This is a genomic window from Enterobacter cloacae complex sp. ECL411, assembly GCF_021869665.1.
Taxonomy (GTDB): domain Bacteria; phylum Pseudomonadota; class Gammaproteobacteria; order Enterobacterales; family Enterobacteriaceae; genus Enterobacter; species Enterobacter intestinihominis.
On the sequence record NZ_CP091486.1, the window covers coordinates 1,022,437 to 1,035,155 of the forward strand.

At 54.8% G+C, this 12,719-nt stretch carries 11 protein-coding genes; 2 read left to right on the top strand and 9 right to left on the bottom strand.

Annotation, left to right across the window (positions count from 1 at the left end; all coding sequences use genetic code 11):
• Positions 1 to 81 precede the first annotated feature (81 nt).
• Complete coding sequence (yajL, locus tag L3069_RS04855; RefSeq protein ID WP_038415487.1) at positions 82 to 672, bottom strand: protein deglycase YajL; 591 nt, start codon at positions 670 to 672, stop codon at positions 82 to 84.
• A complete protein-coding gene (gene panE / locus L3069_RS04860) occupies positions 635 to 1,546 on the bottom strand; it encodes a 2-dehydropantoate 2-reductase (protein WP_038415489.1) in 912 nt (303 codons plus the stop codon). Before panE ends, yajL begins: the two co-directional genes overlap by 38 nt.
• A gap of 125 nt (positions 1,547 to 1,671) precedes the next feature.
• On the opposite strand from panE, the gene L3069_RS04865 reads away from it, so the two are divergent.
• Entirely contained in the window at positions 1,672 to 2,163 is a 492-nt protein-coding gene (locus tag L3069_RS04865; protein ID WP_022647233.1) for a YajQ family cyclic di-GMP-binding protein, read from the top strand.
• Positions 2,164 to 2,195: 32 nt separating this feature from the next.
• Here L3069_RS04865 and L3069_RS04870 read toward each other — a convergent pair whose 3' ends face one another.
• The 7 genes from L3069_RS04870 to L3069_RS04900 form a co-directional block, all read right to left on the bottom strand.
• Positions 2,196 to 3,557, bottom strand: coding sequence for an MFS transporter (locus tag L3069_RS04870; RefSeq protein ID WP_038415491.1), 1,362 nt, complete (start codon positions 3,555 to 3,557; stop codon positions 2,196 to 2,198).
• 114 nt (positions 3,558 to 3,671) lie between these two features.
• Positions 3,672 to 4,319 (bottom strand): L-fuculose-phosphate aldolase, encoded by a 648-nt coding sequence (gene fucA / locus L3069_RS04875; RefSeq protein WP_038415493.1) that lies wholly within the window; start codon positions 4,317 to 4,319, stop codon positions 3,672 to 3,674.
• A gap of 28 nt (positions 4,320 to 4,347) precedes the next feature.
• Positions 4,348 to 5,343, bottom strand: a complete 996-nt coding sequence (locus tag L3069_RS04880; RefSeq protein WP_023299444.1) for a LacI family DNA-binding transcriptional regulator — start codon at positions 5,341 to 5,343, stop codon at positions 4,348 to 4,350.
• 60 nt (positions 5,344 to 5,403) lie between these two features.
• Positions 5,404 to 6,993 carry an FGGY-family carbohydrate kinase gene (locus L3069_RS04885; RefSeq protein ID WP_038415496.1) on the bottom strand — a complete coding sequence of 530 codons (1,590 nt, stop codon included), beginning with the start codon at positions 6,991 to 6,993 and terminating at the stop codon, positions 5,404 to 5,406.
• Positions 6,994 to 7,004: 11 nt separating this feature from the next.
• Entirely contained in the window at positions 7,005 to 7,955 is a 951-nt protein-coding gene (locus tag L3069_RS04890) for an ABC transporter substrate-binding protein (RefSeq protein WP_000858088.1), read from the bottom strand.
• A 46-nt stretch (positions 7,956 to 8,001) separates the two neighbouring features.
• Positions 8,002 to 8,985: an ABC transporter permease gene (locus L3069_RS04895; RefSeq protein ID WP_236901905.1), complete on the bottom strand. Its 984-nt coding sequence runs from the start codon at positions 8,983 to 8,985 to the stop codon at positions 8,002 to 8,004.
• A gap of 2 nt (positions 8,986 to 8,987) precedes the next feature.
• On the bottom strand, positions 8,988 to 10,487 hold the full coding sequence (locus L3069_RS04900) for a sugar ABC transporter ATP-binding protein (RefSeq protein WP_038415499.1): 1,500 nt from the start codon (positions 10,485 to 10,487) through the stop codon (positions 8,988 to 8,990).
• Positions 10,488 to 10,894: 407 nt separating this feature from the next.
• On the opposite strand from L3069_RS04900, the gene fucI reads away from it, so the two are divergent.
• Positions 10,895 to 12,673 (top strand): L-fucose isomerase, encoded by a 1,779-nt coding sequence (gene fucI, locus L3069_RS04905; RefSeq protein ID WP_100167686.1) that lies wholly within the window; start codon positions 10,895 to 10,897, stop codon positions 12,671 to 12,673.
• Positions 12,674 to 12,719 lie beyond the last annotated feature (46 nt).

Below are 12,719 nucleotides of genomic sequence, written 5' to 3' on the forward strand. Positions count from 1 at the left end.
GCCCGGTGGCGCTTCGCTTACCGGGCCTACGGTACCGTACACTTGTAGGCCGGGTAAGGCGTAGCCGCCACCCGGCTTTTTTTACTCGTAGTAGTTATAAATCCCTGCCGCCATCACCAGCGATGACGCCACTTCGTACGCTTTTTCGCGCCCGACCAGCAGGTCAATAATCTTCAGGCCAAAATCAATGGCGGTACCCGGCCCCTGGCTGGTGAGCAGGTTAACGCGCGGATCCCAGACCACGCGTTTATCCACCCACTGGTCATCCGGAATCGTATCCTTCAGGCCTGGGAAGCCGGTCATATTGCCGATGGGGAAAATGTCGTGCGGAACCAGTACCGTACCTGCGGCCGCACAGATTGCCGCGACGATACGCCCGGAAAGATGAAACTGACGAACGGTTTCAACCAGCAGCGGGCTGTCGCGGAAACACTCCGCGCCCTTCAGACCGCCCGGCAGCACGATAATGTCGTAATCACCGTCCGCCACCTGTACAAGCGGTGCATCTGCCAGGATCTTGACTCCACGCGAGCAGGTAATCGCCAGACTTCCGTCGCTGGCGACGCTGGCGGTGGTAACCTTAATACCACCACGTACCATCAAATCAATGGTGGTGACCGCTTCTGTCTCTTCGCTACCAGGGGCGAGGCATACCAGTGCCGATGCGCTCATACTCACTCTCCTTTCGTTTTACTAACTCAAACAGACGGCTGTTTTCCGCAACGGTAATGCCGTGTGCCCGGGCGCGTTTTAACAGATAACCGGTAATGTAATCAATTTCGGTATGCCGCATAGCCCGGATATCCTGCAGCATTGAGGAGATATTTTCTGCCGTACTCTCAATGACCTGGTCGACATAATAACGTAAATCAGACTCTGAGGTGTGGTAGCCTTCGCGTTCAATGACGGCTGCAACTTCCCGGCAAATCAGCGCTAACCGAGCGGGATGCTGGCGCAGATCACCGTTAGGGCAATCCAGCAGGGCAGTCAGCGGATTGATCGCGCAGTTGACCGCCAGTTTGCGCCACAGTTCTGCGCGAATGTTATTGTGCCAGGCGACGTCTGGCAGCGTGCTTTGCAGGGTATCCGCAAGATAGCTGTAATCGCCGGGCTGTTCACGCGCCGGGCCGATATGGGTGATGCCACTGGCAACATGAATAATGACGTTACCGTCGCGGCGTGCCGCGTGGGTGGTTGTTCCCATTAGCAGCGGTTGCCGGACAGACTTTAGCTCTTCAATGGTACCCATACCGTTGTGAATCAGCAGGACTGGCGTGCTTTCAGGTAATTGGGCGGCCAGGCTTTTCACCGCATCGGAGACCTGCCAGGCCTTCAGCGTGACCAGCAGCAGATCGCTGCTCGCGAGAAATTCCGGATCGTTTGCCGTCAAAGACTCGTTAAAAATTGAACCGTCTGTACCTATCACATTCACACTGCAATAGGGTTGGGGAATTCGCAGCCAGCCCTGAACGTCGTGTCCCTGTTTGCATAGCGCGCTAAGCCAGAGTTGACCAAGGGCGCCGCATCCAAGCACTGTTACTTTCATTGTTCCTCCTCACCTGCAACTGCGCCAGGTGCTAAGACGCTAAGTATAGCGCCATCAGCTAAGCTTCTCGTTATGCCTCGTTGCAGGTATTATGCAACGCAACAAAAATGAAGGGAGAAGAAAAGATGCCATCTTTCGATATTGTTTCTGAAGTTGATCTGCAGGAAGCGCGTAACGGCGTAGATAATGCTATTCGTGAAGTGGAGTCACGTTTCGATTTTCGTGGCGTTGAGGCGACCATTGAACTGAACGACGCGAACAAGACAATCAAAGTCCTGAGTGAGTCTGATTTCCAGGTCAACCAACTGCTGGATATCCTGCGCGCCAAGCTGCTCAAGCGCGGCATTGAAGGGACCTCACTTGATGTACCGGAAGATTTTGTTCACAGCGGCAAAACCTGGTTTGTGGAAGCGAAGCTGAAGCAGGGGATTGAAAGCGCGGTACAGAAAAAAATCGTTAAGCTTATCAAAGACAGCAAGCTGAAAGTGCAGGCGCAGATCCAGGGGGAAGAGATCCGCGTGACCGGAAAATCCCGTGATGACCTGCAATCCGTGATGGCGCTGGTGCGTGGCGGCGATCTCGGTCAGCCATTCCAGTTTAAAAACTTCCGCGATTAAGACAATTATGCCCGGCTAAACCGGGCATTTTTTCAGGCCTTCAGCGCCTGCTCTACCTCAAAGCGGTTAGTCACTTTGCTGTCAATTTTGATATACGCACTGCGCTCTTCCGGGACAATCAGCACTTCGCTCACGCCCTCTGTCGCTTCCAGACGCTTTTGTAACGCGTCACCGATTGCCACGTCATCGGGAATTTCTACCCGCAGGCTACTCACATAGCGCGGCTCTTTCATGGTGCTGGCAACAAACAGCCAGAGCATCGCCAGTAGCGCACCGGCGAGGAACACGGTCTGAGAATCAAAAAGGCCGTCCACCCAGCCGCCGAGGGACCCGCCGATCGCCACGCCGAGAAACTGGCTGGTGGAGTAAATGCCCATCGCGGTGCCTTTGTATCCTGCCGGAGACTCTTTGCTGATAAGCGACGGCAGCAGGGCTTCCATCAGATTAAACGCCAGGAAGAACAGCTGTACGCCTGCGATCAGCTCCCAGAAATGTGGGCCGGCGCCCCACAGCACAATCTCGGCAATCAACAGTAACGCCACGCAGCCCACGAAGACGCGTTTCATTTTGCGCTTCACTTCGGCGTAAATAATGAAGGGCACAACGGAGACAAACGAGATCAGCATTGTGACCAGATAAATTTTCCAGTGCTCTGCCGCCGGGAAACCTGCTGCGGCAAGTTGACCGGGCAGGGCGACAAAGGTGGACATCAGCAGAATGTGCAGGCACATAATGCCGAAGTTCAGCTTAAGCAGGCGCGGCTCGGCGATGACTTTGCTGAAGCAGCCTTTGACCATCCCGGATTCACGGTTCAGGACATGGTTTTTACTGTCCGGCACAACCCACAGCGTGAGTGCGATCCCGATGGTTGCCAGCACGGCTATCATCCAGAACAGGGCGTGCAGGCCGAGTGAATGGGTAATAATCGGCCCCAGCACCATGGCAATGGCAAACGTAACGCCGAAGCTGACGCCAATAAACGCCATGGCTTTGGTGCGGTTTTGCTCGCGGGTTAAGTCTGACAGCAGCGCCATCACGGCGGCGGCAATCGCCCCGGAACCTTGCAGGGCGCGGCCAAGAATAATTCCCCAGATGGAGTGGGAGAGGGCGGCGATGATGCTGCCAAGTACAAACACCAGCAGCCCGCCGACAATCAGCGGTTTGCGACCCACGCGGTCGGAGAGCAGGCCAAAGGGGATCTGGAATATCGCCTGCGCCAGGCCGTAGATACCGATCGCCAGACCAATCAGCGCTTCGCTGGCACCCTGTAACGCCATGCCATATGTGGTCAGAACGGGCAGGACCATAAACATGCCAAGCATCCGCAGCGAGAAAACAGTCCCTAAACCCCAGGTCGCACGCAGTTCGCCTGGCGTCATTTTATAATCGTTCATTACCACCTCTACCAAAAAGCAGGCCATAGTTTAGGCGGGGTGATAAGTGCGGTAAATAGGTGTTTGTTTAAGAGATATTACGAGGGTGTGATAAAAGCACCCCCGGATAAAAAATTACGCCTCGACGCGCAACCCGTAGCTTTTAAATTTCTCAAGAACAATGGCAATTTCATCGTCACTGAGTACCGGAACGGGATCCACGATCGCCAGCGTGGCCAGGTAGAGTTTTGCCAGCACCTCTACCTCCTGCGCCAGCCACAGTGCCTTCTCAAGATTTTCTTCGCAGGTGATCAGACCGTGGTGCTGTAATAGCGTCGCTTTGCGATCGCGTAACGCGACCGCGACATGCTCTGACAGCGCGCGCGTCCCGAAGGTCGCGTAAGGCGCGCAGGGAATGGAGTTTCCCCCGGCGGCGGCAATCATATAGTGAATAGCAGGAATGGGGCGGTTGAGTATCGAGACGGCGGTACAGTTAACCGCATGGTTATGGACGACGGCGTTAGCATCCGGGCGGGTCTGATACACAACCTGATGAAAACGCCATTCGCTGGAGGGCAGTTTATCCTCTTCGTGTCGCCCCTGTGCATCGACATAGACGATACTCTCTTCGGTCAGATGCTCGTAGGGAATTCTGGTCGGCGTAATCAGCATACCGTCGCCATAGCGAACGCTGATATTCCCGGCGGTGCCCTGATTTAATCCCATGCGGGTCATCTCAAGGCAGGTGTCGATAATGTCTCTGGCTAATCGGGCTCGTTCCATTTTTTATTCTCCGGGTACAGTTTTATTTTTACTGGCGGGAACGTTTGACCAGCTTCATATCGACTTTCGCCGTCTCGTTGACCGCTTCGCCGTCGATGGCTCGCTGCATCAGTTCAAACGCTTTTTCCGCCCAGGTATCTTCATCCTGCTGCATGGACCAGACGCTGTTAGGCAGGAACCCCAGCATGGGGTGCTCATCGAAGGTGCCAATATTGATGTGTTGAGGCACGGTACCGGTACGCGTCCGCAGGGCTTCGATTGCCCCTTCCAGGACGGGTAACGATGAGGCGATAAACGCCTGCGGAACACCCTGGCTGTCGATAAGCGAATCCATCAGGGCATATCCCCCCTCCGGCGTATTGTCCGGCCCTTCGATGACCCACTCGCGATGGTGTATACCGGCTGTTTTCAGGGCCTGCAAATAGCCGTTCAGACGGTCCGTAATGCTGGGCAGTGCGGTATCGCCCACAAGGAACCAGAGCGGCGTTTTGCACTCTTCCAGCATATTGCGGGCCAGTTCATCCCCCCCAGCCTCGTTATGACTCTCTACCAGCGCGTTGTCAGTAAAGCCAAAATCCCGGTCAAGGAGCACCAGTGGCTTTTGGATCTGCCGCAAATGATGCTGCTGATTTTCCAGCGTCGAGGGAACGATAAATAAGCCGTCCACGTTGCGCGCCATCAGAGCTTTTACCAGCTTGTTTTCGTAATCCACATCGTTGTAAGTACAGCTGATCATCAGCTGGTAACCCGAACGGCGGCAGCGCAGTTCGAGTTTCTCGGCGAGCGTTGCAAAGAACACGTTTGAGATGTTGGGCACGATGAGCCCCAGCGTCTCGGTTTTGTTTAACTTCAGACTGCGCGCCGAATGGTTGAGGGTATAGCCGAAGCGCTCGACGTGTTCATTAATTCGGGACTGTGTTTTCACACTGATCCGATACTGTTCGGCTTTCCCGCTCAGTACCAGCCGCACGGTGGTGACGGATAAATTCAGATCCTTCGCTATCTGTTCAACTGTTTTGGCCATCGCTACGCCTCAATCCTTAACGTACGTAAAAACTGCTGATAAAGCATACGCATCCTGCCATTACATTTCCTGCTGCATCAGGAGATTAAGCGCCTGTTGCTGGGTCCACAGCATCAGGTACGCCTCATATTTTTGCCGGTGGAAGGCCGCGGTTTCCGGCCGACAGGTGATGATATCGCCGGCTTTGACCATTTCCCGGGTGGCGTCGGTAAGCGTTGCCCATGCACCGCTCGCCACAGCGCCGCAAATGGCCGCGCCGAGAGTGACCGCATCTTCTTCGGCTAAAAGGTGAATATTGCAGCCTGTGGCATCGGCATACTCCCGCAGCCAGAGCCGGTTATGAGTAGCTCCACCACAAATGACAATGCGCGACAAGGTGTGCCCATGATGTTTCAGAGTATCCATAATGTGTCGTGTGCCGTAGGCAATGGCCTGTAGCGTGGCCAGGTAGAGCCTCGCCAGCGCACGTTCACCGGTTTCTAATGTCAGACCGACCACGCTGCCCCGGGCATCAGGACGCGAACGCGGCGAGCGGTTGCCGTGGTGATCGGCCAGAATGTGCAGGTTGCGGGTGGGATATTTTTCTTCCTGTTCAAGCGCGGCTACCCAGTCGTTGAGCAGCGCCACCGGATGGCGTTGCGCCGCTTCTGCTTTTGCAAACAGGTCTGCGCTGGCTCCGTGCTCGCGCAACGTCCAGTCGACCAGCGCCCCGGCAGCACTTTGCCCGCCTTCCGTCAGCCAGTAGCCCGGCAGCATGGCGCTCCAGTAAGGTCCCCAGACGCCGGGCGTATGGATCTCCGTCTGACTGGCAAGCATATGGCAGTTCGAGGTTCCGCTGATGAGCGCCAGCGTGCCTTCCGGGTGTGAGGCCGTCAGCGCCACGCCACCCGCGTGGGCATCGATCATGCCGCTTGCCACAACCACTTCTTCGGACAAACCCAGAGCTTGCGCTGCCTGCGGGCTAAGTTTCCCGACGCATTCAGCGACGTCCAGAATAGTGCCGGGAATTTTTGTCAGTAAGTTTTCCAGCCCCACCGCCCTGAGCAGCGATTCGCTGAACTGCGCCTCATGCGCAAGGTAGTTCCATTTGCAGGTGAGGGTGCACAGGCTGGCGACGTCCTGGCCCGTCGCTTTCCAGACCAGAAAATCGGCAAGGTCGTAAAAGCGCCAGGCCTGATTCCAGGTTTCAGGATGATGCCGCTGCAACCACAGCAGTTTTGGCAACTCCATCTCGATGCTGACCTCGCCGCCCACGTAGCACAGGGCCGAATCGCGTGTGGCATTGATGTGAACGGTTTCTTCGTGAGCACGATGATCCATCCACATAATGATGTCCTGCGATGCCGGACTGTCCGGGGAGACGCTCAGGCCGTTACCGTCAGCATCCAGCGCGACCAGCGAGCACGTGGCGTCGAAGCCAATCGAACGAATGGCGTCAGGTGAAATCCCAGAGGAGTCGACGGCTTCCCGCACCACCGCACAAACCTGCTGCCAGATTTCCACAGAGGATTGTTCCACGCGCGCGTTGCTGGCGTGAAACTGCGAAATCGGACGGGTCGCGAAGCTCAAACGCTCGCCTTGCGCAGAGTAAAGCCCTGCACGAACGCTGGCTGAACCTACATCTACCCCGAGGAAATAGCCGTCACTCATCATGAACTTCCTTATTTTTTACCAAACGGATGCAGCAGTTTATCAATTTCAGGCGTGTTGATATTCTGCGCATTGACATATTTCACTGGAATATCAATTTCTTTGGCCACCGTCTGTCCGGAAATCACCGCGTTCAGCGCTTTTATGCCCTGATAACCAATCTGATAGGCGTCCTGCACCACGAAGCCCTGAATCACACCGTTTTTAAGGAAGTTAATGATGGCTTCGGTGCTGTCAAAACCGATGACTTTTACTTTGCCCTTCAGATTCTGGCTGTCGATAGCGTTCGCAACGCCCAGGGTTGAGCCTTCGTTGGTGGCATAAATACCGGCGATATCCGGGTTGGCCTGAACCATATCAATGGTTTTATCCATCGCTTTTTGCGGGTCGCCATCGCTGTATTGCACCGGCAGTACCTGAATATTCGGGTACTTCTCTTTCATCCGCTCGCTGAACCCTTCAGAGCGCTCAATGGCGGACGTCGTCCCGGCTACGTGGGCGATAATACCCACTTTCCCCTTCTGGCCTACCTGCTCTGCCAGCGCATCCGCAGCCTGTGCGCCCGCCTTACGGTTATTGGTGGCGACAAAGCTGGCCGGGATATCCGAGTTCACGCCCGAGTCGAAGGTCACCACTTTGATCCCCCGGCTGTTGGCGGTTTCGACCAGCGGGGCAAGGGCGTTTGCATCAAGTGCGGCCAGCAACAGGCCGTTTGGTTTTTGTGCCATGGTGTTTTCGACTAACTGGATCTGTTCGGCGATTTGCGTTTCATCGGCAGGGCCAACGTAGCTGGTTTTGTCACCCAACTCTTTTGCGGCAGCTTCCGTTCCCATTTTGACCGTCTGCCAGAATTCGTGCTGGTAACCTTTACTGACCACCGGCAGGTTTAAATCTTTTGCCAGCGCGCTGCTGGACAGGATGGCAACGAGCGACAGGGCGCTCAGGATATGGCTGGTTTTCATTATTTTGCTCCGTTGTAAGGTTGGCAGGGCTTGTTGTATCGAGAACCTAACGCATTCTTTTACGTAACGTGTCCAGGTAGACGGCGGCAACGACGACCACGCCCATCGCCACCATCTGCCAGAACTGGGACACGCCCATGAGATTGAGGCCGTTTTTCAGCACGCTCATAATGAACGCGCCTATGATGGTGCCGCCAATCGTGCCCACGCCGCCCATCAGACTGGTACCGCCGATCACTACCGCCGCAATGGCTTCCAGCTCATAACCCACGCCCACGGTTGGCTGGCCTGAGTTGAGACGAGAGGCGAGGATCACCCCGGCCACGCCGGTTAACAGGCCGCAGAAGGCGTAAACGAAAATTTTCACTCGCTGGACTTTGATCCCGGAAAGGTGTGCCGCCGTTTCATTGCTGCCGACATCGTAGATATAGCGGCCCATCACCGTTTTCTTCAGGATCCACATGGCGATCAGTGCCACGATGACCAGGTAGAACACCGGATAAGGCAGAACGTCGAACAGGCGACCCTGTGCTAGCAGCTTGAACTGCGGGTAGTCAGAAAAATAAATCGCGCGGCCATCGGTCATCACCATATTGATGCCGCGTACCGACATCATTAAGCCGAGGGTGGCAATAAACGGTGGTATGGTCATTTTGGTGACCAGAAACGCGTTCACATAGCCGCAAAGTCCGCCTGCGAGCACGCCTGCCAGAATACAGACCGGCAACGGCATACCAAACCCGGCGGCGATGCCCACCGCAACCCCTGAGAACGCCACCACCGATCCAAGCGACAGGTCGATCCCGGCGGTAATAATCACAAAGGTCACGCCAATGGCCATGATGCCAATCACCGCCGTTTGCAGGGCGATAGTCATGATATTTTCAGTATTAAAGAAGAACGGTGAGCTGAAGCTGAAAAACAGAACCAGCAATACCAGGCTAAAAAGAGGCGCCAGACGCATCAGGAGCGCTTTATTTATTTTCATCGTATGACTTCCGCTTTGCGGCGATGGAACGGTAACGGACATGATTAATCCTCCAGCGTGGCGTATTGCATGATTTTTTCCTGGGTGGCGTGCTCAGCCGCTATTTCGCCGGCAATGCGGCCGCTGCGCATCACGAGTATGCGGTCGCACATTCCTAATACTTCCGGCAGTTCGGATGAAATCATGATGATCGATTTACCTTTAGCGACAAGGCGATTCATTAATTCGTAGATTTCCAGCTTGGCGCCAACGTCAATTCCCCGGGTTGGCTCATCAAAAATTAAAATATCGGTGTCTTTGCAGACCCAGCGGGCAATAATGATCTTCTGTTGATTACCGCCGCTTAAATTCAGTGCCGCCTGTTCCATATGTGGCGTTTTTATTCGCAGCGTATCCACCAGTTTCTGGCTGGACTCCCGGCAGCGTTTTTCATCGACATTACCCGCGGCGCCAGCGTAGTCCGGGTAATTGCCGAGCATAATGTTCATCTCAACAGAAAGGCCCAGGGCGAGTCCCTCTTTTTTGCGGTCTTCTGTTAAATAGCTGATGCCTTTCTCAATAGCGTCAGCCACGTCTTTAATACGTGTGGGGGTGCCGTTCAGCGTCAGGGTGCCAGCGTCGATCGCATCGGCGCCAAACAGGGCCCGGCCCAGTTCCGTTCGGCCTGCGCCCATTAAGCCAGCGAGACCGAGGATCTCACCGCGCCAGAGGGTAAAGTTGATGTCATGCAGTACACCATTACGCGTCAGGTCGTTCACCTCCAGCACTTTTTCTCTGCGCTGATGCGGCGGGCGTTTTGGGTAGATGTTATCGAGATTGCGGCCAACCATCATGGCGATAAGCTCGCCGATCTGAACCGTTTCATAATCTACGGTGGCGATGTATTGTCCGTCGCGCATGACGGTCGCGCGATCGGCGATCAGCGCCAGCTCTTCCAGACGGTGCGAGATGTAGACAATCCCCGTGCCCTGAGCCTTGAGCATCCGCGTGACGTCAAACAAACTCTCGATTTCACTTTCGGTCAGCGCGGCGGTGGGTTCATCCATGATTAGCACTTTGGCATTGACCGAAATCGCTTTGGCAATTTCCACCATCTGCTGCTGGGCTACGGTTAATTCACTGACGCGGGCGTCCGGGGCGATTTTTAAATTCAGCGTGTGCAGTATTTTCTCAACCGCCTGTCGCTGGGCGCGTTTATCTAACTGCCAGCGACTATTTTTGCAGAATTCACGGCCAATAAAGATATTCTCTTCCACGGTTAAATCGGGGAAGAGATTAAATTCCTGATGGATAATCGTAATACCTGCATGCTGAGCACTTAGCGGATCGCTGAATGATACGGATTGCCCTTCAAAGCGAATTTCACCGGCATCAGGTTGGTAAACACCGGATAAAATTTTCATCAGCGTCGATTTGCCGGCACCGTTTTCACCTAAGAGGGCATGAACTTCGCCGCAGCGTAAATCGAAATCAACCTGATTCAGCGCCAGCACGCCGGGAAAGCGTTTGGTAATGCACGTCATCTGAATAAGAGTCTCTGACATTGCAAAATTCCTGTGTTGGAAAGGCAATGAATCACAAGCCACAGTGATTTAGTTAATAAGCTAACTCGACTTAGCTTTCGTCCTTAAAAGCTATTTTAGGGTTATAATTTAGCCAAATCATTTGTATTCAAATTGTGACGTCGTGCAAAGGTATTTTGTTATTTAATTGAATTTAAACGATATGTTTAATTTTTGCTGAATCGTAATACCTGACGCTGATCGAATTTTGACCTCTCATCGTGAAACTGCTCACAGATTCTGCACATTTATCTTGTCTCATTTTTAGTGTGAACCCTAAGCTAATTCGAGTTAGCAAATTTCACCACTTTCCGTTCACGGCGCTGCCTGGGCGCTTTTTCACGGCTATGCCCCTGAGACGGATAGGTTAACCAACGTGAGGAAGGGCTATGAAAACGATAAAAGCGTTACCCCGTATTGGCATTCGACCTGTTATTGATGGCCGCCGAATGGGCGTACGCGAGTCTCTGGAAGAGCAGACCATGAACATGGCGAAAGCAACAGCGGCGCTACTCAGTGAAAAATTACGCCACCCCTGCGGTACGCCCGTTGAGTGCGTGATTGCCGATAGCTGCATTGCCGGAATGGCGGAGGCCGCTGCTTGCGAAGAGAAGTTCAGCACGTGCCACGTTGGTCTGACGATCACCGTCACCCCCTGCTGGTGTTACGGGAGTGAAACCATTGATATGGATCCGCTGCGTCCGAAAGCGATCTGGGGCTTTAACGGCACCGAGCGTCCGGGGGCAGTATATCTCGCGGCGGCACTGGCGGCGCATAACCAGAAAGGGATCCCGGCGTTTTCCATATATGGCCACGATGTACAGGATGCGGGCGACGAGACCATCCCGGCAGACGTCGAAGAAAAATTGTTGCGCTTCGCCCGCGCGGGCCTGGCGGTCGCCAGCATGAAGGGGAAAAGTTATTTGTCGGTGGGCGGCGTCTCGATGGGGATTGCGGGCTCGATTGTCGATCACAACTTCTTTGAATCCTGGCTGGGGATGAAGGTGCAGGCGGTGGATATGACCGAACTGCGTCGCCGCATCGATCATAAGATTTACGACGAGCAAGAACTTGAGCTGGCCCTGGACTGGGCGCAAGCACATTTCCGTTTCGGCGAGGATAAAAACGCTGAGCAGTATCGTCGCAATGAACAGGAGAATGCCGCGATCCTGCGGGAGAGTCTGCTGATGGCGATGTGCATCCGCGACATGATGCAGGGTAACCCAAAACTCGCTGCGATGGGCCGCGTGGAGGAATCTCTGGGCTATAACGCCATCGCGTCCGGGTTCCAGGGACAGCGCCACTGGACGGATCAGTATCCAAATGGCGATACCGCAGAGGCGCTGCTGAACAGCTCCTTTGACTGGAACGGTATTCGCCAGCCGTTGGTGGTGGCGACGGAAAATGACAGCCTGAACGGGGTAGCAATGCTGTTTGGACATCTGATGACCGGTACAGCGCAAATCTTTGCCGACGTGCGCACCTACTGGTCGCCAGAGTCGGTTGAGCGTGTTACCGGCCAGAAACTCACTGGACGGGCTGAGCAGGGCATTATTCATCTGATCAACTCCGGCTCGGCGGCACTGGACGGTACAGCGGAGCAGAAAGACGCCGAGGGGAAACCGACCCTGAAACCACACTGGGACATTACTGAGCAGGAAGCCAACGCGTGCCTGGCCGCAACCCACTGGTGTCCGGCGGTGCATGAATACTTTCGCGGGGGCGGTTTCTCATCAAACTTCCTCACCCGAGGTGGCGTGCCATTTACCATGACCCGCGTAAACTTCATCAAGGGGGTGGGCCCGGTATTACAGATAGCGGAAGGCTGGAGTGTTGAGCTGCCGGAACAAGTACATGACATTCTGAATAAGCGCACCGATTCAACCTGGCCCACCACCTGGTTTGCCCCACGTCTGACCGGTAAAGGCCCGTTCAGCGACGTCTATTCAGTGATGGCGAACTGGGGGGCTAACCACGGAGTATTAACCGTCGGGCACGTCGGTGCTGATTTCATCACTATGGCGTCCATGCTGCGCATTCCCGTGTGCATGCATAACGTACCGGAGGCGCTGATTTATCGGCCGACGGCCTGGGGCGCTCACGGTATGGATCCGGAAGGGCAGGATTACCGCGCCTGTGAAAATTACGGACCGTTATACAAACAATAAGCCGGTTTGCCAGCCTGCTCCGGCGGACTGGCAGCCTGTGGGGACC

Bases quoted from the DNA above. Each gene is read 5' to 3' on its own strand.
- yajL (WP_038415487.1), bottom strand. From the start codon at position 672: ATGAGCGCATCGGCACTGGTATGCCTCGCCCCTGGTAGCGAAGAGACA.
- panE (WP_038415489.1), bottom strand. From the start codon at position 1,546: ATGAAAGTAACAGTGCTTGGATGCGGCGCCCTTGGTCAACTCTGGCTT.
- L3069_RS04865 (WP_022647233.1), top strand. From the start codon at position 1,672: ATGCCATCTTTCGATATTGTTTCTGAAGTTGATCTGCAGGAAGCGCGT.
- L3069_RS04870 (WP_038415491.1), bottom strand. From the start codon at position 3,557: ATGAACGATTATAAAATGACGCCAGGCGAACTGCGTGCGACCTGGGGT.
- fucA (WP_038415493.1), bottom strand. From the start codon at position 4,319: ATGGAACGAGCCCGATTAGCCAGAGACATTATCGACACCTGCCTTGAG.
- L3069_RS04880 (WP_023299444.1), bottom strand. From the start codon at position 5,343: ATGGCCAAAACAGTTGAACAGATAGCGAAGGATCTGAATTTATCCGTC.
- L3069_RS04885 (WP_038415496.1), bottom strand. From the start codon at position 6,993: ATGAGTGACGGCTATTTCCTCGGGGTAGATGTAGGTTCAGCCAGCGTT.
- L3069_RS04890 (WP_000858088.1), bottom strand. From the start codon at position 7,955: ATGAAAACCAGCCATATCCTGAGCGCCCTGTCGCTCGTTGCCATCCTG.
- L3069_RS04895 (WP_236901905.1), bottom strand. From the start codon at position 8,985: ATGTCCGTTACCGTTCCATCGCCGCAAAGCGGAAGTCATACGATGAAA.
- L3069_RS04900 (WP_038415499.1), bottom strand. From the start codon at position 10,487: ATGTCAGAGACTCTTATTCAGATGACGTGCATTACCAAACGCTTTCCC.
- fucI (WP_100167686.1), top strand. From the start codon at position 10,895: ATGAAAACGATAAAAGCGTTACCCCGTATTGGCATTCGACCTGTTATT.